The sequence below is a fragment of the Sphingobacterium tenebrionis genome (assembly GCF_037126265.1).
GTDB classification, from domain to species: Bacteria; Bacteroidota; Bacteroidia; order Sphingobacteriales; family Sphingobacteriaceae; genus Sphingobacterium; species Sphingobacterium tenebrionis.
In genome coordinates this window covers 15,185-33,567 of record NZ_JAYLLN010000033.1, presented here as the reverse complement: position 1 = coordinate 33,567, position 18,383 = coordinate 15,185, and the positions used below count along the sequence as shown (strand labels likewise).

General features: G+C 41.9%; 19 protein-coding genes. 10 read left to right on the top strand and 9 right to left on the bottom strand.

The annotated features are described in order from the left end of the window. Positions 1 to 14: 14 nt before the first annotated feature. Both VJ786_RS12750 and VJ786_RS12745 read right to left on the bottom strand, forming a co-directional pair. Complete coding sequence (locus VJ786_RS12750) at positions 15 to 1,361, bottom strand: deoxyguanosinetriphosphate triphosphohydrolase (protein WP_336557815.1); 1,347 nt, start codon at positions 1,359 to 1,361, stop codon at positions 15 to 17. Positions 1,362 to 1,415: 54 nt separating this feature from the next. Further along, positions 1,416 to 1,820, bottom strand: a complete 405-nt coding sequence (locus VJ786_RS12745) for a hypothetical protein (protein ID WP_134776331.1) — start codon at positions 1,818 to 1,820, stop codon at positions 1,416 to 1,418. A gap of 108 nt (positions 1,821 to 1,928) precedes the next feature. Between VJ786_RS12745 and VJ786_RS12740 the strand changes: the two genes are divergently transcribed. Further along, positions 1,929 to 2,993 carry an aldose epimerase family protein gene (locus VJ786_RS12740; RefSeq protein ID WP_336557814.1) on the top strand — a complete coding sequence of 355 codons (1,065 nt, stop codon included), beginning with the start codon at positions 1,929 to 1,931 and terminating at the stop codon, positions 2,991 to 2,993. Here the strand turns inward: VJ786_RS12740 and argH are convergent. Next, positions 2,990 to 4,330 (bottom strand): argininosuccinate lyase, encoded by a 1,341-nt coding sequence (argH, locus tag VJ786_RS12735; RefSeq protein WP_336557813.1) that lies wholly within the window; start codon positions 4,328 to 4,330, stop codon positions 2,990 to 2,992. The two genes, VJ786_RS12740 and argH, sit on opposite strands and share 4 nt — an antisense overlap. 788 nt (positions 4,331 to 5,118) lie before the next feature. Here argH and rbfA point away from each other — a divergent pair. From rbfA to VJ786_RS12715, 4 genes are read left to right on the top strand one after another with little or no spacing between them, the layout of a single operon-like run. After that, on the top strand, positions 5,119 to 5,493 hold the full coding sequence (rbfA, locus tag VJ786_RS12730) for a 30S ribosome-binding factor RbfA (protein ID WP_099367090.1): 375 nt from the start codon (positions 5,119 to 5,121) through the stop codon (positions 5,491 to 5,493). A 14-nt stretch (positions 5,494 to 5,507) separates the two neighbouring features. Next, complete coding sequence (gene aat / locus VJ786_RS12725) at positions 5,508 to 6,176, top strand: leucyl/phenylalanyl-tRNA--protein transferase (protein ID WP_336557812.1); 669 nt, start codon at positions 5,508 to 5,510, stop codon at positions 6,174 to 6,176. Beyond that, entirely contained in the window at positions 6,154 to 7,230 is a 1,077-nt protein-coding gene (locus tag VJ786_RS12720; RefSeq protein ID WP_336557811.1) for an aminotransferase class V-fold PLP-dependent enzyme, read from the top strand. Before aat ends, VJ786_RS12720 begins: the two co-directional genes overlap by 23 nt. Next, positions 7,227 to 7,871 (top strand): DUF8465 domain-containing protein, encoded by a 645-nt coding sequence (locus tag VJ786_RS12715; RefSeq protein WP_134776336.1) that lies wholly within the window; start codon positions 7,227 to 7,229, stop codon positions 7,869 to 7,871. The genes VJ786_RS12720 and VJ786_RS12715 overlap by 4 nt, the downstream gene beginning before the upstream one ends. A 207-nt stretch (positions 7,872 to 8,078) precedes the next feature. On the opposite strand, the gene VJ786_RS12710 is transcribed toward VJ786_RS12715, so the two are convergent. Further along, the gene (locus tag VJ786_RS12710) at positions 8,079 to 8,519 is read right to left on the bottom strand and encodes a hypothetical protein (protein ID WP_336557810.1); all 441 of its coding nucleotides are present in this window, start codon (positions 8,517 to 8,519) and stop codon (positions 8,079 to 8,081) included. Between the two features lie 289 nt (positions 8,520 to 8,808). Between VJ786_RS12710 and hemA the strand changes: the two genes are divergently transcribed. The 5 genes from hemA (at position 8,809) to VJ786_RS12685 (ending at position 14,953) form a co-directional block, all read left to right on the top strand. Next, positions 8,809 to 10,050, top strand: coding sequence for a glutamyl-tRNA reductase (hemA, locus tag VJ786_RS12705; RefSeq protein WP_336557809.1), 1,242 nt, complete (start codon positions 8,809 to 8,811; stop codon positions 10,048 to 10,050). Between the two features lie 107 nt (positions 10,051 to 10,157). Continuing rightward, complete coding sequence (hemC, locus tag VJ786_RS12700; RefSeq protein WP_099367091.1) at positions 10,158 to 11,744, top strand: hydroxymethylbilane synthase; 1,587 nt, start codon at positions 10,158 to 10,160, stop codon at positions 11,742 to 11,744. A gap of 13 nt (positions 11,745 to 11,757) precedes the next feature. Continuing rightward, positions 11,758 to 12,735 carry a porphobilinogen synthase gene (gene hemB / locus VJ786_RS12695; RefSeq protein WP_336557808.1) on the top strand — a complete coding sequence of 326 codons (978 nt, stop codon included), beginning with the start codon at positions 11,758 to 11,760 and terminating at the stop codon, positions 12,733 to 12,735. A 52-nt stretch (positions 12,736 to 12,787) separates the two neighbouring features. Beyond that, positions 12,788 to 14,233, top strand: a complete 1,446-nt coding sequence (gene asnS / locus VJ786_RS12690) for an asparagine--tRNA ligase (protein ID WP_336557807.1) — start codon at positions 12,788 to 12,790, stop codon at positions 14,231 to 14,233. 99 nt (positions 14,234 to 14,332) lie between these two features. Next, entirely contained in the window at positions 14,333 to 14,953 is a 621-nt protein-coding gene (locus VJ786_RS12685; RefSeq protein ID WP_099367082.1) for an L-threonylcarbamoyladenylate synthase, read from the top strand. On the opposite strand, the gene VJ786_RS12680 is transcribed toward VJ786_RS12685, so the two are convergent. The 5 genes from VJ786_RS12680 to recF are packed head-to-tail and all read right to left on the bottom strand — an operon-like array spanning position 14,857 to position 18,365. Further along, positions 14,857 to 15,390: an SRPBCC family protein gene (locus VJ786_RS12680; protein ID WP_336557806.1), complete on the bottom strand. Its 534-nt coding sequence runs from the start codon at positions 15,388 to 15,390 to the stop codon at positions 14,857 to 14,859. The two genes, VJ786_RS12685 and VJ786_RS12680, sit on opposite strands and share 97 nt — an antisense overlap. A gap of 44 nt (positions 15,391 to 15,434) precedes the next feature. Further along, on the bottom strand, positions 15,435 to 16,007 hold the full coding sequence (locus VJ786_RS12675) for a Crp/Fnr family transcriptional regulator (protein WP_336557805.1): 573 nt from the start codon (positions 16,005 to 16,007) through the stop codon (positions 15,435 to 15,437). After that, the gene (locus VJ786_RS12670) at positions 16,004 to 16,903 is read right to left on the bottom strand and encodes an EamA family transporter (RefSeq protein ID WP_336557804.1); all 900 of its coding nucleotides are present in this window, start codon (positions 16,901 to 16,903) and stop codon (positions 16,004 to 16,006) included. Before VJ786_RS12670 ends, VJ786_RS12675 begins: the two co-directional genes overlap by 4 nt. 48 nt (positions 16,904 to 16,951) lie before the next feature. Continuing rightward, positions 16,952 to 17,269, bottom strand: coding sequence for a DciA family protein (locus tag VJ786_RS12665; protein ID WP_134776344.1), 318 nt, complete (start codon positions 17,267 to 17,269; stop codon positions 16,952 to 16,954). Next, positions 17,253 to 18,365, bottom strand: coding sequence for a DNA replication/repair protein RecF (recF, locus tag VJ786_RS12660; RefSeq protein ID WP_336557803.1), 1,113 nt, complete (start codon positions 18,363 to 18,365; stop codon positions 17,253 to 17,255). The genes VJ786_RS12665 and recF overlap by 17 nt, the downstream gene beginning before the upstream one ends. Positions 18,366 to 18,383: the final 18 nt, after the last annotated feature.

Here is an 18,383-nt window from a genome sequence, read left to right as displayed (position 1 = left end):
ACTAAATACTCAAATTAATCCAGCGAGGCAATCGATATCCCCTTGATCTTCCTGTAAAGATCTACCGCATACACATCGGTCATCCCGGAAACAAAATCCAATACAGATCGGATTTTGGAATAGGTATCCTCCTCCTTACTATGGAATTGGGAAGGGATCATGGCGACCAATTTTTTATCGAACAAGGATTTGTTCGATTTCAGATAGGCCGGCACAAATTCCTCTAAGAGCGCATTCATCACCTTGAAACCGGCAATTTCGATCTGCACCACAGTTGCCGCATTGTATATTTTCTTAACAGAGATCTGCGAGATTGTTTTCATATGGGCGACGATATCGTCATTCAATGCATCCATGAGCGGTTTTTGGAAGGTTCCAGCCAAGAATTGGTCCTGGTTGTCCACAAATACTTCCGCGCAGGCATTGATCAAGGTATTGATGGCTTTGGCGCGCAATAGTGCTACCCTACTGGATGGATCTTCCAGATCTGCCAAACGGGACTTTAGGTTTTCACCTCCACATAAAGGCAACAACAAGGCTTCTACCTCTTCGTAACTCAATATCTTCAGGTGATGGGCATCTTCCAGATCGATGATATTGTAACAGATATCATCCGCCGCTTCTACCAGATACACCAAGGGATGCCTCAAGTATCCTTGAGGATTGGCTGGGTCTCTTTCCAGTCCCAACTCTTGGGCTATCTTTTCAAAGGTTTCCTTTTCCGCATCGAAGTAACCGTATTTTTTACGGTGATGGGAACCTTTGATATGGCCATCAATGGCAGCACAAGGATATTTTACGATGGCCGCAAGGCTGGTATAGGTCAATGCAAAACCTTTCGGATCCTTTCCATTAAATGGATGGGTCAGGATGCGCAAGGCATTGGCATTCCCTTCAAAATGGGTGATATCTGCCCATTGTTCTTTCGTTAGCATCTCCTGGTATTTCTGCCCTTTACCATCGGTAAAAAAGGAAGAAATAGCGGCTTCGCCGGAATGTCCGAATGCAGGATTTCCCAGGTCGTGGGATAGACAGGCTGCAGAAACAATATTGCCGACCTCCTGAAGGTAAGGCGCTTCTTCATCAATGTTTGGGTTGTTCTTTTTCAGCAGGTTATAGAACAAGCGTCCCAATGACCTTCCAACCGAGGCAACCTCCAAACTATGGGTCAACCTGTTGTGGACAAACACTGCGCCTGGCAATGGAAATACCTGTGTTTTATTTTGTAAACGTCTAAAAGGAGAGGAAAAAATCAAACGGTCGTAATCCCGTTGAAATTCCGATCGTGCATCAAATTGTTCACTTGGCAACCGATCTTCATATCCCCACCTCTTTGCTGATATTAATTGTTTCCAGTTCATCTCCAATATAGGCTTTTGGATTGCAAATATACGTTTTTAAAAGGGGAGCTTGACCTAAAAGTTGGATTTTCGGCGGAAGAGACCCATCAGCAGATTAATCGGATAGATGAGCTGCATCCAGAGGAGGATCGCCATCGAACCTGTAAATAATTCGGATATTTTATCCATGGCATACCGCTGGAGAAAGGAGTAGCTGATGATGTTGATGGACAGGAACGTAAAACAGATAAAATGCATATATCCCCAACGGGAAGATTGCAGGAATTTAAAGGTAAAAAGGTAAAGCAAGGCAAATACCAAGGCGGTAAGGGCTAAAACCCAAACAATATTTCGTTCGGGAAAAACATATTGGTCGCCTTGGAAGGGAATACGGGCGATGGCGTCGGCAGGTACCACCAGCATGGAAAAGAGAAACAATAGGAAACTGAGCAGAAAGAATAAGGCGTAGAGTTTGTTCATATACTTGATTTTTACCAATTTACAAAAATCAGAAGAAATATTAAAGCCTTTTCTCGTTGCTAAGGCGTTGCATATTTGCTATCTTTAGAAACAATAACCGATAATAGCATGACGACTTACCCGCTACCCTTAGCAAAGGATTTTGAAGACAAAATAAACAATAAGAACACCCACCTGATCACGTTGAGAAACCGGGCAGGGATGCAGATTGCCCTAACGGATTATGGTGCCCGATTGGTGAGTGCATTGGTACCGGATAAGTATGGTAACCTGATCGATGTGGTTTTAGGTTTTGACAGTATAAAAGGTTATGTAAATGCCCAGGAACAATATCATGGGGCTACGATCGGTCGGTTCTGCAACCGTATTGCAGCAGGGAAATTCTGTATTGATGACCAGGAATTCACCCTCGCGCTGAACAATGGTCCGAACAGTCTGCATGGCGGAAAGGAAGGTTTTCATACCAAAGTATGGGACAGGCAGGTCAGTTTTAAGAAACTGGTGGATTTCTATTATGTCTCTGCAGATGGTGAGGAGGGTTTTCCAGGCGAACTGAAGACTTCGGTATCCTATGAGCTGAGCAATGAGAATGAGATCATCATCAAATTTCGGGCAACCACAAATGCCACAACCATCATCAACTTAACCAATCATGCCTATTTCAACCTGAATGGCGAAGGGAATGGCGATGTATTGAACCATATTGTTCAAATAAATTCGGATGAATTTGTTCCCATCAACGATCAACAGATTCCGGAAGGTGGTGTTATGCCGGTGGAAGGCACTGCCTTTGATTTTAGGGAACCAAAGAGCATCGCGCAGGATTTTGAGGCCAAAGAGGAACAATTGATAAACGGGACAGGTTATGACCATTGCTTTGTGAACAAACAACCCTTAAGCCAGGCTGCAGCACATGCCTATTCGAAGGACAGTGGAATTTGTTTGGAGGTTTTTACTACGGAGCCTGGCCTACAATTCTATACCGGAAATTTCCTGGCAGATGATCAGGGAAAATCAGGACATAAATATTTGAGGTATGGGGGCTTTTGTTTTGAGGCCCAGCATTATCCGGATAGCCCTAACCAAAAAGATTTCCCGACAGTGCTTTTAAAACCTGGAGAGGTGTTTCAGAGTGAGATTCGATATAAATTCAGCATAAAAAAGGAGGCTTAAGCCTCCTTTTTCAATAATTCGTTTAACGCTTTCTCTACTTTTTCGAATCCGAACTCAGCCTTGACATGCTGGAACATCCGTTCGATCTGGTCGTTGCAAAGGTTTCCTATACTTCCCTCATGGGTATGATTTACCTCTTTCGCGGGTTGGAATTTCCCTTCTTCAATCGCTAATCCTATGTTTTTATAGGCTTCCCGGAACGGGATACCATTTAGTACCTCATTGTTGACAACCTCTACCGAGAACAGGTAATCGTATTTAGGGTCATCTAGGATATTATCTTTAATACTGATATTCTCCAACATGTATTTTGCAATAGCCAAACAGTCATTAAGGGATTGGAATGCTGGAAACAGGTTTTCTTTCAGCAATTGGAGATCACGGTGATAACCTACCGGAAGGTTGCTGGTCATCATGGCAATTTCGTTTGGTAATGCCTGGATCTTATTGCATCTGGAACGGATCAATTCAAATACATCGGGATTCTTCTTATGCGGCATGATGCTAGATCCGGTCGTCAAATGGGCCGGAAAAGAAATGAAACCGAAGTTCTGGTTGATGAACAAGGTAACATCCATGGCAAATTTAGCCAGTGTGGCTGCAATGGAACTCATCGCTTGGGCAAGGATCCTTTCGGTCTTGCCTCTTCCCATCTGTGCATAAACCACATTGTAGTTGAGGTCTTCAAATCCCAATAAGTTGGTGGTCATGGTACGGTTCAATGGAAAGGATGATCCGTATCCTGCGGCAGAACCCAATGGATTCTTATTACAGATATGCCAAGCTGCTTTTAACAATTGAAGGTCATCCACCAAACTTTCCGCATAAGCGCCAAACCATAATCCAAAGGATGAAGGCATAGCAATCTGTAGGTGGGTATAACCTGGCATCAATACCTGCTTATGCTGATTGCTCAATTGGATAAGCTGCTGGAAAAGTGCTTCGGTATTTTTAAAGATAGATTCGATCTCTGATCGGAAATATAATTTCAGATCCACCAATACCTGATCATTTCTTGACCTTCCGGAATGGATTTTCTTGCCTGCTTCTCCAATCCGTTGGGTAAGCATCATTTCTACTTGGGAATGCACATCCTCGACCGAATCTTCAATCAGGAATTTGCCATCCAGGATTTCTTGGTAGATATTTTTAAGTTCTTTTTGGACCAAGGATAGATCCTCATCTGTCATCAGGTTGATGCTGTTGAGCATTCGGGTATGCGCAAGGGATCCCAATACATCTGCACCTGCCAGGTGCATATCCATTTCACGGTCCTGCCCTACGGTAAATGACTCGACAAACGAATCAACATCGATATTTTTTTGCCAAATTTTCATGTGTGCGGTATCTCGAACAAAAGTACCAATATCTGTAGAATTTACAATATGGAATCAAAATCTGTTGAATTGTTGGGGAATTGGGGATGGGTTGTGGTTGGGTTTATTCAATTCTTTACAGAAGCTTCATGTTTTTTTAAATTTTTGTTGACAATTATTTCATAATTGGATTTTAGGCTGGAAATTTTAACAATTTTTAACAGCTTTTCCGTTTTAGCAAGGTTTTTATCCAAATTTGGGGCGGTGGTGGGGTTAGAAATGGCTTGGATTTTAGCCTGTCTGAAAAAAGCAATCTTGGAGTAATAAGGAAAATACAGCCAAATTAATTAAGTAACTACTTACTTTTTTTTAAAAAACAATTTGCAGTAAAGTCTTTAAAGACCTATGTTTGTGATGTAAAGGGAGATGAAAAGAAATAAAAAGTGAGTTTACACTCACACTAATAACCACCCAAAGAAACTAAAAAATGATAGACCTGAATGTCTTAAAACTTTGAAAGAAATTATTCTATCCAATTATAAACTAATTTTGATTAAAGACTTGTCACCATGCCCACGACAAGTCTTTTTTTTTTGGGATTTTTTTTGAAAATACGTCATTGCGTAATTCGTCATTGCGAGGAGGCACGAGGAAGCAATCTTTCGATTAGTGTAAAGATTGCTTCGTTCCTCGCAATGACGGGTAAAGTTCCTCTCAATGACGGCCAAAAATCTTATATTTGTAAAACGGACACACATTCGTCCTTTCACAACAGTTAAAACGTGAACAACAGTTAAAAACAGATAAACATGGCAACAGAAAGTAAAAGACAACAACGATTTGCAGGAGTGATCCAACAGGATTTAGCGGAGATGTTTCAGAGAGAGGGTAATGCATGGGCTCCAGGTGCTTTTATTACTGTGACCAAAGTTCGGGTTACACCCGACTTGGCCATCGCACGCGTTTACCTAAGTTTCCTTAAAACTTCTACAGCAAAGGCAGATCTGGAAAACATCAAAAGCAAATCCAACGAGATCCGCTATAAATTAGGTGCAAGGATCAAAAACCAGGCACGCATTGTTCCACAATTGGAGTTCTTCCTGGATGACACCAACGAATATGTGGAGCACATGGATAAATTGTTTGACGAGATCAGCAAAGAACCTCGCCAACCAGAAGAATAGTACTTCTTAAAGGCATGATCTACAGATTGGATGAAAAACAGATCAGTTTTCCTCACCCTTCATTAGCAGACGAAGATGGATTATTGGCCGTTGGCGGCGATTTAAGCATCGATCGGTTATTGTTGGCTTATGAATATGGAATTTTCCCATGGTATGATGAGGACACCCCCATATTATGGTATGCGCCTTTTGAAAGATTTGTGCTCTATCCTGAAAAGATAAAAATCTCAAAAAGCCTTCAGAAAACAGTAAGATCCGGCAAATTCCGAATCACAGTAGATACAGCTTTTGCAGAGGTAATTCAAGCCTGTGCAACGATGGATCGAAAAGATCAACAGGGCACTTGGATCGTTGATGACATGCAACAGGCATACATTAATCTGCACAAGGCCGGATATGCACATAGTATAGAGGTTTGGCAGGATAATAAGTTGGTTGGGGGATTATATGGTGTTCAGGTAGGCCGGGTTTTCTGTGGAGAAAGTATGTTCTCCAGAGTTTCCGATGCTTCCAAAGTCGCCTTAGTCCATCTTGCACAAGATTTTGGTTTGTCGATGATCGATTGCCAGGTACCATCGCAACATCTGCAAAGAATGGGGGCAGAATTAATCAGCCAAGAGAAATATTTGCTAGATTTAGCTCATCAAGATATAAAGCCATATGGATTTCAAAGAACACTTTAACCTCTCTGAGCAGATTTTATATGTCAATACGCCCGGAAACGGATTGATTCCTAAGGAAACACTTGCGTGGCGAAGAAATTGGGATGAAACGTTTTTTGATATCCATACAGACCTACGGGATAAGCAGGCGGATTTCCTTTCGGAAGTAAAAGCCAGCATATCTACCTTATTCAATACGAATAGCGAAAACACCTTCCTAACGCCGAATTTTTCCTTTGGTTATAACACCCTGATAGAAAGCTTGCCCACTGATTTTGAATTTTTGGTTTTAGCGGATGAATACCCCTCCCTGCAATATCCCTTGATCAATAGGAGATTAAGCTTTCAGGAAGTTCCGGTCAGCACAAATGTGGAGGAAAGGATTCTGGAGGCTATCGAAACGCAGCGGCCGGATGTTTTTGTCTTTAGTGTGGTTCAATATATTTCGGGATTAAAAATTGATCTGGGTTTTATTCAACAACTCAAGAAGACCTTTCCGGAGATGTGGATCATAGTTGATGCTACGCAATACTTGGGCACGGAGCCTTTCGATTTTAAAGCTTCGGGGATAGATGCGCTAGCCTGTTCGGGTTATAAATGGTTGTTGTCGGGTTTTGGTAATGGCTTTATTACGCTGAGTGATGGATTAGCTGATTTTCTAAATGGGATGCTGAAGGATATTCCACGACCGAAGGCTGCCATGTGGCAAACCAAATCGTTGCTAGGAACGTTCTTTGAACCGGGACACCAGGATACGTTGGCACATGGGACCTTGCAGCAATCGCTAAAGTTTTTGGAAAGAATGGGTTTAAGGGAAGTTGGCGCACATTTGGAAGAAGTGCGGAATGAGGCTTATGAGTTGTTGGATGAAAGGGGATTTTTGTTGGATATCTGCAAAAGAGCGAACAGATCTTCCTTGATCAATATACAGATCGACCCGGCCTTATATCCAAATTTATTACAGAGTGGAGTTAAATGTTTCCCGCGAGGAACAGGAATACGAATAGGATTGCATCTATATAATGACAAGGAAGATGTACATCGATTGATAGAAATAATAGAAAGTTTACGATGAATTATAAAATAGGCGATTTAGTACGATTTGTAGAAGAGCCCATAGAAGGACATATCACCTCATTTTTAGGGAATGAGATGGTGGGGGTAACGGATGATACAGGATTTGAGATTCCGGTATTGTTGAATAAAATTACTTTGGTGCATGGAAATATGCGGATGGCAGAGGATGATGAACCTGTTCAGGTGAATCTGAATGCTAAATTTATTGACAAAGGGATTTATTTGGCGCTTACTGGTGAGCAGAAGGATGGATTGGTGAAGTTTTTCTTGGTCAATGAGACTTCTTTTGAGCTGTTGGTAGCTGTGGAGGAGGTTTCGGGAAATAAACGAACTGGGATTTTTGCGAATATTATTCCTGCAAGGGAGTATAATCAGATTTATACGGGTAATTTTTCGGCGATCAATAAATGGCCGACGATGGAATTTCAGATTGTGCGGACTTCTCGGAGAAGCCATGAGGGAAAATCGGCAATTGAGAAAACAGTGAAGGTGAAACCGTTGGATTTGATTAATTCGAAGGAACAGTCGGAGGTTTTGCCGGAAAAGGCTTGGTTATTTGAATTGGATAAGGTGGAGGAGAATATTGGGTTGGATAAGTTGAAGGATCATTTTATTTCGCATAGGCCTGGGAGGAGATAAGGGAGGGAATCATGTCTTGCTGAGTGGAGTAGTGTCATGCTGAGCGTAGTCGAAGCATCTGTACGGTGGTATACGAACAGATCCTTCGACTCCGCTCAGGATGACATGGAGATTCCGATCAGGAGGACAAGGGGGATACGGGTAGGGAGAAAGATTGCTTCGTCGTGCCTCCTCGCAATGACGATACAGTTACGATGACGATACAGTTTAATCTTCTTGCTCTGCGATTGGGTTTCCTTTTCCTACTGATCCTTTTCCTACCGATCCTTTTCCTACGGAAAAAACAATAATCAACGCGCCTACAATAATCACCGCCCAGCCCCATTTCATATGCAGGGTCTTCACTAATATATTATCAATAAACTTCCAACCGAAATAATTATGGATCTGGAAATAAACCAAGCCCATTGCCAATACCAACCAGCCCACTAACACCAAACCCACTATCCGAAATGCTCGTAACTTCCGGATAAAAAACAACAGCACAGCCAATCCCAATAACCCATTAGTGATCATATACAGCCCCATATCCACCTGAAATAAGTTCCAGTTCGCCTGTAAGGGCGCTTTCAAGAAAGGACAGAAAATTGCGGATAAAAACACAACAATAAATCCGATAATAGCCATTGGTTTGTTTAAGCGATTCATATCTTTATTTTTTGTCAAATATGAGAAAACCTTATGAATTTTATCGTTCATCCCGATTTTTTCTCCTTGGAACCCCTACAATAATGGTGACTTTTCCCCGTTATAAATTATGATTGTCATCACAATTATTTTTCAAATACTTCTATAACACCCTCTAAAATAACATTTTAACATTTTTTTAACATTATTTATAATCGTTCTAAATTCATTGTATTGACAGATTTTTGACAATATCCCAAAGGTTTTAATCTACATTTGCAGTACAAAATTATTGGCGGAAGATTAAGCTTTGAAGAATTTAAAAGTTATAGCGTTTACCCATAAACATGTCGATCTAAAAGATCTTGGGAATTTGGTTATATGCAATGAGGAGTTGGATAATCGCCTTATTAACCTTAAGAACAGTTTAGACATCCCTGAAATATTCTACATCGGTACTTGTAACCGGGTGGAATTCGTGTTTTATGGTCCGCATGAATTGAACGATGATTTTGTAGTTCAATTTCTTGACAAGATGAATTTCTGTGTACCGGCTGAGCGCATGCAATGTTACCTAAGCCAAGTGAACAGATATACTGGTCAAGAAGCCCTTCAACATCTTTTCCGTACCTCTTGCTCCATGGAGAGTCTAGTGGTCGGAGAAAAAGAAATCCTTGCCCAGATCCGCCGTGCTTACGATCGTTGTAAAGCAGCAGGCTTCACTGGCGATTTCTTACGCTTGATGATGGACCGCCTGGTTAAAACGGCAAAAGAGGTCTATACCTTCACCAATATTTCACGCAACCCCATCTCCGTGGTTTCTTTGGCTTACCGTAAGCTTCGTGAAGTAAAATTAAACGACAACCCTAGGATATTGGTTATTGGTTCGGGCGAAACCAACCAAAACTTGGCCAAATACCTGAAGAAACATAAATACAGCAATTTTACCATCTTCAACAGAACCGTTGAAAACGCTGCAGCACTTGCAGAAGAATTGAACGCGCCTGTTTACCCGCTATCGGAATTGAAAAATTACAAGAAAGGGTTCGATTTGATGATTACCTGTACAGGAGCTCCTGAGGCGATCATCTATGAAGACCTTTATCAATCCCTATTGAATGGTGAAGATGATAAAAAAGTGATTATCGATTTGGCAATTCCGAATGATATCGATGCGGAAATCATTGCAAAACACCCGATCCAATACATTGAGGTGAGCAGTTTGCAACAGATTGCGGAGAAAAACATTCAAGAGCGCTATGCGGAATTGGAGAGTGCCGAGAAGATCATCGACCAAAACATCAAAGAATTCCTTCCGATCTTAAAGCAACGTCGTGTAGAAGTTGCCATGAAAGAAGTTCCAGAGCAAATCAAAGCGATTCGTGAATTGGCCATGACCGAGGTTTTTGCCAATGAAATGGAACAGCTTGATCCTCAGGCCCGCGAAGTGCTCAACAAAGTCATCAATTACATGGAAAAGAAATACATCAAAGTTCCCATGGTGATGGCAAAAGAGATTCTCGTGAAATCTGCGGAATCTGAGAGCAACTAATTCCTTAACGCTATTTTAAATATTCGCATTCTGACAATAAAAAGGCAGAATTGATTGGCTATTTCCTTAACTTTGCCAGCGAATTATTCATATGTAAATCTTTGAACGTGAACAGAAAACTTATCATCGGTACCCGGGGCAGTGAATTGGCCTTATGGCAAGCAAACTTTGTCAAGGATCGATTGGCTGACATTGGGGTACAGGCCGAGTTAAAAATCATCAAAACACAAGGAGATATCATCCAACATCTCCGATTGGATAAATTAGAAGGCAAAGGTTTCTTTACCAAAGAATTGGAAGAGGAACTGTTGTCCGGAGGTATTGACCTCGCGGTGCATTCTCACAAAGATTTACCTACCGTAAACCCTCCAGGGTTAATTATTGCAGCCGTTTCGGAACGGGAAGACCCTGCAGAACTACTGATTGTACATAAGGATTGTGTGGATATCAGCAAACGCCTATCCCTAAAGCACAATGCCACCATTGGTACATCTTCCAACCGTAGAAAAGCACAATTACTTTCCTTAAGACCAGACCTAGAATTCGATGACCTTCGTGGAAACCTGCAGACTAGGGTTCAGAAATTAAGGGATGAGAAATATGATGCCATTATGTTGGCAAAAGCCGGGATTGCCCGGATCAATATGGATCTTTCGGATTTCCATTTGGAAGAGATCCCTCCGGTGGAGTTGATCCCTGCTCCTGCTCAAGGTGTTCTGGCGATTCAGATCCGCGAATCAGATACCGAATTATTTGATATCCTTCAGGGAATCCACAATAAGGAAGTGGCGGAGACTATTGCGGTAGAACGCAAGGTATTGAACATGTTCGATGCCGGATGCCACGCTCCACTAGGTTCTTATTGCCGTAAAAAAGATGGCATGTACCAATCTTGGACCTCCATTGCAGATACGAATGAGGACTTTCCAGACCGTGTGTTCCTGCAGGCAGAAAGCACTGAAGGGATGGCGGAAAAGATCTTTGCCAAATACAGCAAGGATAGAAAACTTCCATCTTCGGTATTCATCACCCGCGATCTGGCAGAAAACTCCTATTTGGGAAGGTTCCTTAAAAAACACGAGATCCAGATCGATGATCGATCGTTGATCCGTATTTTCCCAACCATCAATAAATTGGATTCTTTTATACTTAAACGCGCTGATTGGATTTTCTTCAACAGCAAGAATGCGATTGAACATTTCTTTAAATTGGAGCCTTGGATTTTGAAAAAAACCAAGATTGCCGTTTTGGGCAGAGGATCTGAGGATACGTTGAGAAAGTACAACCGCATTGCAGACTTCTCTGGTGATAACCTAGGTATTGAAACCGAAGATATCGCGAAGGAATTTGCAAAATTGGTGGATGGACAGACGGTATTGATCCCTCGCGCTGAAGGATCGTACATGACCATCCAAAAGGCCTTGACTCCAGAAACCAAGGTGATCGATATGCCAATCTATGAAACTGTCATTGAAGAAGAGGTGAACAAGACCAATGCGGAGGTGATGATTTTCACTAGCCCAAGCAATGTGGAAGCCTATTTCCGCGAAAACTTGGCAGATCCGGATCAGAAGATCATCTGTATCGGCCATTCTACCGCAGCTGCTATCGAGAAATTGGGCTTAAAATACACGCTTCCATTTACCCCAGATGAAATCGGTTTGGCGGAAGCAATTTTCGGATTAGATTATTAATAAACAAAACATCATGTTACATCGTCCTAGAAGAAACAGGAAATCGGCTGTAATACGCGATATGGTTCAAGAGAACCACCTACATGCACAGAATCTTATATTCCCATTATTTATTGTTGATGGCGAAAACCAGAAAGTAGAAGTATCCTCCATGCCGGGCATCTACCGGTATTCGGTGGATAACCTTTTACGCGAAGTGGAAAGCTGCATGAAGCTTGGGTTAAAAGTATTTGACCTTTTCCCGGCTGTAGAAGAGTCTTTAAAAGATAAATATGCTACGGAAAGCTACCGCAAAGGTACCTTGTACCTTCGGGCCATCGAGGAAGTGAAGAAGAACTTCCCGGAGGCTTGTGTGGTAACCGACGTTGCTATGGATCCCTATAGTTCGGATGGCCACGATGGTATTGTGGAGAACGGTGAGATCCTGAACGATGAAACCCTAGAAGTATTGGGTAAAATGGCTTTGGCACATGCGGAATCAGGTGCGGATATCATTGCTCCATCGGATATGATGGATGGTCGTATCGGCTACTTGCGTGAGGTATTGGATGAAAATGGTTTTACCAATGTATCCTTGATGTCTTATACCGCGAAATATGCTTCTGCTTATTATGGTCCTTTTAGGGATGCCCTAGGTTCTGCACCTAAAAAAGGTGATAAAAAGACCTATCAGATGAATCCAGCCAACAGCAAGGAAGCCTTGATCGAAGCGCAATTGGATATGGAAGAAGGGGCAGACTTTCTAATGGTCAAACCGGGATTACCTTATCTGGATGTGATCAAGTTATTGCATGATAATTTTGATCTACCGATCGCTGCTTACAATGTTTCCGGAGAATATGCGATGTTAAAAGCAGCCATTGCTAATGGTTGGTTAAGCGAGCAGGTGATCTTGGAAACCTTATTGAGTTTTAAACGCGCTGGCGCAACCTCTATCCTAACCTACCACGCCAAAGAGGTGTTGGAAAAAGGTTGGGTAAAATCCTATTAATTGCTATTTTTGTAAGCTTAAACCGCAGAAATAATCATATTTTCATAAAAAAATGGAACATACACGAATAAAAGAATTATTAAAATCAGAAGAGTTTGGAAAAGAAGTAATTGTTAAGGGATGGGTTCGCACCTTTCGTAACAATCAATTTGTGGCGATCAATGACGGGTCTTCCATCAATAATATCCAAGCTGTAATCGATTTTGAGAACACCCCAGATGATATCCTGAGAAGAATCACTACTGGTGCCGCTGTTCGTGTAAAAGGGATTTTGGTGGAATCCCAAGGAAAAGGACAACGTGTGGAAGTGAAAGCGACGGACATCAGCATTATTGGTGATTCGGATGCAGAGAAGTTCCCTTTGCAACCTAAAAAACACAGTCTTGAATTCCTTCGTGAAATTGCACACCTTCGTTTCCGTACCGGAACTTTCAACGCGATCTTCAAAGTGAGAAACGCATTGGCTTTCGCTGTCAATAAATTCTTTCAAGAAAGAGATTTCGTTTATATGCATACGCCGATCATTACAGGATCGGATGCTGAAGGCGCTGGGGAGATGTTCCGCGTAACGACTTTGGATCTGAACAACCTACCTCGTACAGAGCAAGGCGACATCGATTTTAAAGAAGACTTTTTCGGCAAATCAACCAACTTAACGGTTTCCGGCCAATTGGAAGGCGAATTAGCTGCTTTGGCTTTTGGAAATATCTATACCTTCGGACCAACCTTCCGTGCAGAGAATTCTAACACTACCCGTCACTTGGCGGAGTTCTGGATGATCGAACCGGAAATGGCATTCTATGAATTGGAAGACAACATGCAGTTGGCGGAAGATCTATTGAAATATGTGATCAGATATGCCTTGGATACCTGTCCGGAGGAGATCGAATTCTTGAGAGCTCGTCTATTGGAGGAAGAGAAATCTAAACCACAGGCAGATCGTTCTGAGTTGGATCTGGTAGAGAAATTAAACTTTGTTGTGCAGAATGATTTTGTTCGTTTGACCTATACAGAAGCGATCGATATCCTGATGAAGAGCAAGCCTAACCAGAAGAAACAGTTCAAATACCTGATCGAAGGATGGGGTGCCGATCTACAATCGGAGCACGAACGTTATCTGGTAGAAAAACATTTCAAGAAACCGGTCATCTTAATCGATTATCCAAGAGAGATCAAGTCTTTCTATATGAAACAGAACCCTGTTGATGCGCAAGGTAGACAAACCGTACGTGCTATGGATATCCTGTTCCCTGGAATCGGAGAAATGGTTGGTGGTTCTCAGCGAGAGGAAAACCTGGAGAAATTGATCACCAGGATGAATGAAGTAGGTATTCCTACGGAAGAAATGGAGTGGTTCTTGGATACCCGTCGTTTTGGATCGGTGCCGCATTCTGGTTTCGGTGTAGGATTTGAACGTTTGGTGTTGTTCACTACCGGAATGACCAACATTCGGGACGTGATACCTTTCCCAAGGACGCCTAAGAACGCTGAATTCTAAGATCATTAAAAATATAATTAAAACCGTCAGAAACTTCTTTTGACGGTTTTTGTTTATCATATAGCGGATTTAATATCCATAACCCTAAAAGAGAAAAGCATGCTGTTGAAGATATACAACGATAACCCTAATCCGAAGGTAATAGAAGAAGCCGTAGAGGTATTGAAAAAAGGTGGAGTGATCATCTACCCGACGGATACCGTATATGGTATGGGCTGTGATATCAGCAATCAGAAGGCTATTGAAAAGGTCTATGCCCTGCGTGGATTAAAACCTGACAAAGCAAATCTCTCTTTTATCTGTTATGACCTGACGGATATCTCGCAATATACCAAGCCGTTTGATACGGCTGTGTTCAGGGTATTGAAAAAGGCTTTGCCTGGTCCATTTACCTTTATTTTTAATGCGAGCTCTCAGGTTCCGAAGCTGCTAAGTTCGAAAAAGAAAACTGTAGGTATCCGTGTCCCTGACAATAATATCGTTCGGGAGATCGTGAAGCAATTGGGGCATCCCATTGTGACGACATCCATCCACGATGAGGATGAAATCATTGAGTACTCCACAGACCCTGAATTGATCTACGAAAAATACCAGGATAAGGTAGATTTGGTAATCGATGGTGGTTATGGTGATAATGTGGCATCTACCATTGTGGATCTTACATCTGGCGACTTTGAGGTTATTCGTGAAGGAAAAGGTGATTTAGAGCAATATTTATAATTTGAAGCCTCTGCCCTATCTTTTATCGCTTGATTAAAGAGTTCAAAACCCTTTTTTGTATTTCCATGAATCATTTTCTGGAGGAAGGGCACTAATATTCCGGAGAATTTCTCCCCTTGTACCAGCTCGGTAGTTCCATCTTTGGTTTCCCTTAGCAGGAAATAATGTTCTCCATCAAATATTCCCTTTATCAGCAAGCTGCCTTTCCACCGAAGTTCTTGGTTGGATTTAATCGCCAAAAAAATGGGATTCATGCTTATTTTGCCTCCTCCCGGTTGTGATAATACTACCTTAGTTCGAGAACCTTCCTTTGGTATTCCTTTAAATTCCTTGATGGTTGGGCTCCAGGCAGGATACTTTTCAAAGTCAGATAAGATGTTCCAAACGAGTGAGATTGGAGCTTGAATGTTTATCGTTGTTTCTATCGCTGTTTTCATATACCAAAGGTAGCCTGAGGTATTCCGAAAGCACTTGACATTTATCAAGAAATAGCCAGCTTATTCCTGATCCTGCTTAATGTCTCTGGGCTCATCCCCAAAACCGAGGCAATGTATTGCAGGGGCACCTGATTAAACAGGGCTTTATGTTGATGGAAATATTTCAGATAGCGCTCTTCTGCAGATAAGCCAATAAAATCAAATACACGGGATTCGATCTGCATGAAACACTTCGCCAAAAAACGCTTTTCCAACAGATTCCATTCCGGGAACTGCCTTTCCAAACTCTGGTAATCGGTTTTGGATAAAGTCCAGATGACCATTGGACTCAACGCTTCAATGGTTCCCAGTGCTGGTTGATTAAAAAAGAAGGACGATAGATCCGTCATGAAATAACCCGAAGAGCCTATCCATTGGGTTACTTCCTTTTCTTCTGTCCATTTCACCACCCGACAATAGCCTGACGCTATAAAACTTAAGCGATCTGCTGATTTTCCAACTGCTAAGAACAGGTCTCCTTTTGCTAGCTCCTCCCTTTTGAAAAGGCTGAGGATATGTTCTGCCTGCAGTTCATCGACCTCAAATAATTGAAAGAGTTGTTCCTTAAATGCTTTCATATACTGGCTATTCTTTTTGTTTTCCTTCTTTCATAAATATAGGAAACATTAAATAAGATGATGGCCAAGAAGATCAGGCTAAACGCAATGATCTGGAATAGGGTGATGGATTCCTTGTAATAAAGGATCGCCAAGAAAAAGGAAATGATGGGATTAAGATAAAGCAGGATGCCCACTACAGAGCTATCCAAGCCTTTCAGGGCGTAGATATTTAAGAACAAAGGGATAATGGTATATCCAATGGCAATGACCATGATCAAAAGATAGAAATCATTGGTTTTTGGTACAGAGGTGTCGATCATCCCCAGTACAGGCAGCAATAAGAGCGTACTGACCAAAATATGTATGGTCAGGGTGACGAACTTATCCAGTTGAAAGGAATTCTTCTGCAACACAAGATAAGCCGCATAGGAAAGCGCGATTACAAAACTATAGAAGAGGTCGATAAAATGGCCATAGGCCATGAGGATACAACTGACCACACTCAGCGCCACGGCAAGCCATTGACCTTTGTTTAGGTGTTCCTTGAGGAAGATACTGGCCAAGACGGTCGTTAAGATCGGACAGATCAAGTAGGCCAGCGAAGTGGCATTGACCGAAACGGTATTCATCACATAGATAAAGAGGAACCAGTTCAAAGCCAATAAAATGGCACTTCCGATCACATTGATCAGCAGGTTCTTTAATTGTTTTTTTGGAAGATTTCGAAGGTATTGTATACTTGCCAGGGTCTGCTTGCGTCTGAACAGAAAACAAGCAATGACAATGGAAACGGAGGCGAACAAAACGCGGTGGATCAGAATATCCAGGGCGGCATAGGCACCGAGCGGTTTTAGGACGAGGGCAAAGGTTCCCCAGATCAAAAAACCCAGCACGGCTGATAGGTAATATTTCATCGATAAATAAGAAAAGAACTAAGGTAAACTGAAAAGAACTAAGGTAAACTACAGAATTACAAATTCCTCAATGACCACCTGCCCCACATACTCATTCACACGGCCGATGATCTGCCTACGCATCATCGCCAACTCATTTTTGATGACAGCCGATTCTACACGAACAAATAACTTTTTATCTCGGATATAGATCTGTTGGGTTCGGTTGGCGATCGCTTGTCCGATCAATTCTGGCCAGGCAGCCACAATGGAGGTTTCGTCAAATTTCCTGCGAAGACGATAGACATCCAGAAGCTTCTCTACCGCCTGTTTGATGGTGATATCATCGCTTCTTCGAAAAGCATCGTCTTTATTGTACTTCAGCATTTACTTGACCTCCTTGTATATCAAAGATACGAATAGGTTTACCTATTTCTTCAAAAATTCTGTTTATTCTATCCGCATCCGTATCTGTCAGAAAAATCTGTCCAAACTCATCTTCCGACACCAACTGCATCAATTTCTTGGTGCGGTTTTCGTCCAATTTATCGAAGATATCATCCAATAAAAGTAATGGTTTAAACTGTTTTTTATCTTTCAGAAAAGAGTATTGGGCGAGTTTCAAGGCAATCAAAAAGGATTTTTGTTGACCTTGGGAACCAAACTTCTTCAAGGGCATCCCCTCGTGGATACTGAACAGCAAATCATCTTTATGAATACCAATGCTGGTTCTTTCCAATTGCCTATCTTTATCCAAACTGGCCTCCAATAGTTGCAGAAAATCCTGCCCCATGAGCGGTGATTCATAGATAAGCTTCACTTGTTCCGCATCATCCGATAAGAACTGGTAATACCGACGGAACTCAGGTAGAAATTCAGCCATGAACTGTTGTCTTCGTTTAAAGATCCGTTCACCCGATTCGACCAATTGCAGGTTCAGCACCTCCAAAAGTCCCACATCAAAAACACCTGTATCCTTGATATTCTTCAGAACGGTGTTGCGTTGCAGCAATATGCGGTTGTAGGAAATCAGGATATCCAGGTATTGGTTATCCGTTTGGGAGATCACATTATCCACGAATTTCCTTCTTTCCTCACTACCATCAATAATGATGGAGGTGTCATTCGGTGAGATCATCACTAACGGAAATTGTCCAATATGATCGGCAAGTCGGTTGTATTCTTTCTTGTTCTTCTTGAATTGCTTCTTCTGGTTTTTTTTGATGCTACAGGAAACCACATCACAGAGGAGTTCACGATCGAATTCGCCCTGCACCATAAACCAATCTTCCCCCTTTTTAATATGTTGGGAATCAATGGGATTGAAGAAAGATTTGCAGAGTGAAAGGTAATGGATCGCATCCAATAGATTTGTTTTTCCGGAGCCATTCTGTCCTGTAAAGGCGTTGGTTTCGGGTAAAAAATCTAAGGTAGACTCTGTATAGTTCTTAAAGTTTAAGACTGAAAGGTGCTTTAGCCACATAGCAAAGCAAATATAGGC

What these genes read in the sequence shown, in the direction of transcription:
- hemB (WP_336557808.1), top strand. Translation starts at nt 11,758, where the DNA reads ATGTTACATCGTCCTAGAAGAAACAGGAAATCGGCTGTAATACGCGAT.
- VJ786_RS12740 (WP_336557814.1), top strand. Translation starts at nt 1,929, where the DNA reads ATGACGACTTACCCGCTACCCTTAGCAAAGGATTTTGAAGACAAAATA.
- VJ786_RS12665 (WP_134776344.1), bottom strand. Translation starts at nt 17,269, where the DNA reads ATGCTGAAGTACAATAAAGACGATGCTTTTCGAAGAAGCGATGATATC.
- rbfA (WP_099367090.1), top strand. Translation starts at nt 5,119, where the DNA reads ATGGCAACAGAAAGTAAAAGACAACAACGATTTGCAGGAGTGATCCAA.
- argH (WP_336557813.1), bottom strand. Translation starts at nt 4,330, where the DNA reads ATGAAAATTTGGCAAAAAAATATCGATGTTGATTCGTTTGTCGAGTCA.
- VJ786_RS12680 (WP_336557806.1), bottom strand. Translation starts at nt 15,390, where the DNA reads ATGAAAACAGCGATAGAAACAACGATAAACATTCAAGCTCCAATCTCA.
- VJ786_RS12745 (WP_134776331.1), bottom strand. Translation starts at nt 1,820, where the DNA reads ATGAACAAACTCTACGCCTTATTCTTTCTGCTCAGTTTCCTATTGTTT.
- recF (WP_336557803.1), bottom strand. Translation starts at nt 18,365, where the DNA reads ATGTGGCTAAAGCACCTTTCAGTCTTAAACTTTAAGAACTATACAGAG.
- VJ786_RS12720 (WP_336557811.1), top strand. Translation starts at nt 6,154, where the DNA reads ATGGATTTCAAAGAACACTTTAACCTCTCTGAGCAGATTTTATATGTC.
- VJ786_RS12710 (WP_336557810.1), bottom strand. Translation starts at nt 8,519, where the DNA reads ATGAATCGCTTAAACAAACCAATGGCTATTATCGGATTTATTGTTGTG.
- asnS (WP_336557807.1), top strand. Translation starts at nt 12,788, where the DNA reads ATGGAACATACACGAATAAAAGAATTATTAAAATCAGAAGAGTTTGGA.
- VJ786_RS12675 (WP_336557805.1), bottom strand. Translation starts at nt 16,007, where the DNA reads ATGAAAGCATTTAAGGAACAACTCTTTCAATTATTTGAGGTCGATGAA.
- VJ786_RS12715 (WP_134776336.1), top strand. Translation starts at nt 7,227, where the DNA reads ATGAATTATAAAATAGGCGATTTAGTACGATTTGTAGAAGAGCCCATA.
- aat (WP_336557812.1), top strand. Translation starts at nt 5,508, where the DNA reads ATGATCTACAGATTGGATGAAAAACAGATCAGTTTTCCTCACCCTTCA.
- VJ786_RS12750 (WP_336557815.1), bottom strand. Translation starts at nt 1,361, where the DNA reads ATGAACTGGAAACAATTAATATCAGCAAAGAGGTGGGGATATGAAGAT.
- VJ786_RS12685 (WP_099367082.1), top strand. Translation starts at nt 14,333, where the DNA reads ATGCTGTTGAAGATATACAACGATAACCCTAATCCGAAGGTAATAGAA.
- VJ786_RS12670 (WP_336557804.1), bottom strand. Translation starts at nt 16,903, where the DNA reads ATGAAATATTACCTATCAGCCGTGCTGGGTTTTTTGATCTGGGGAACC.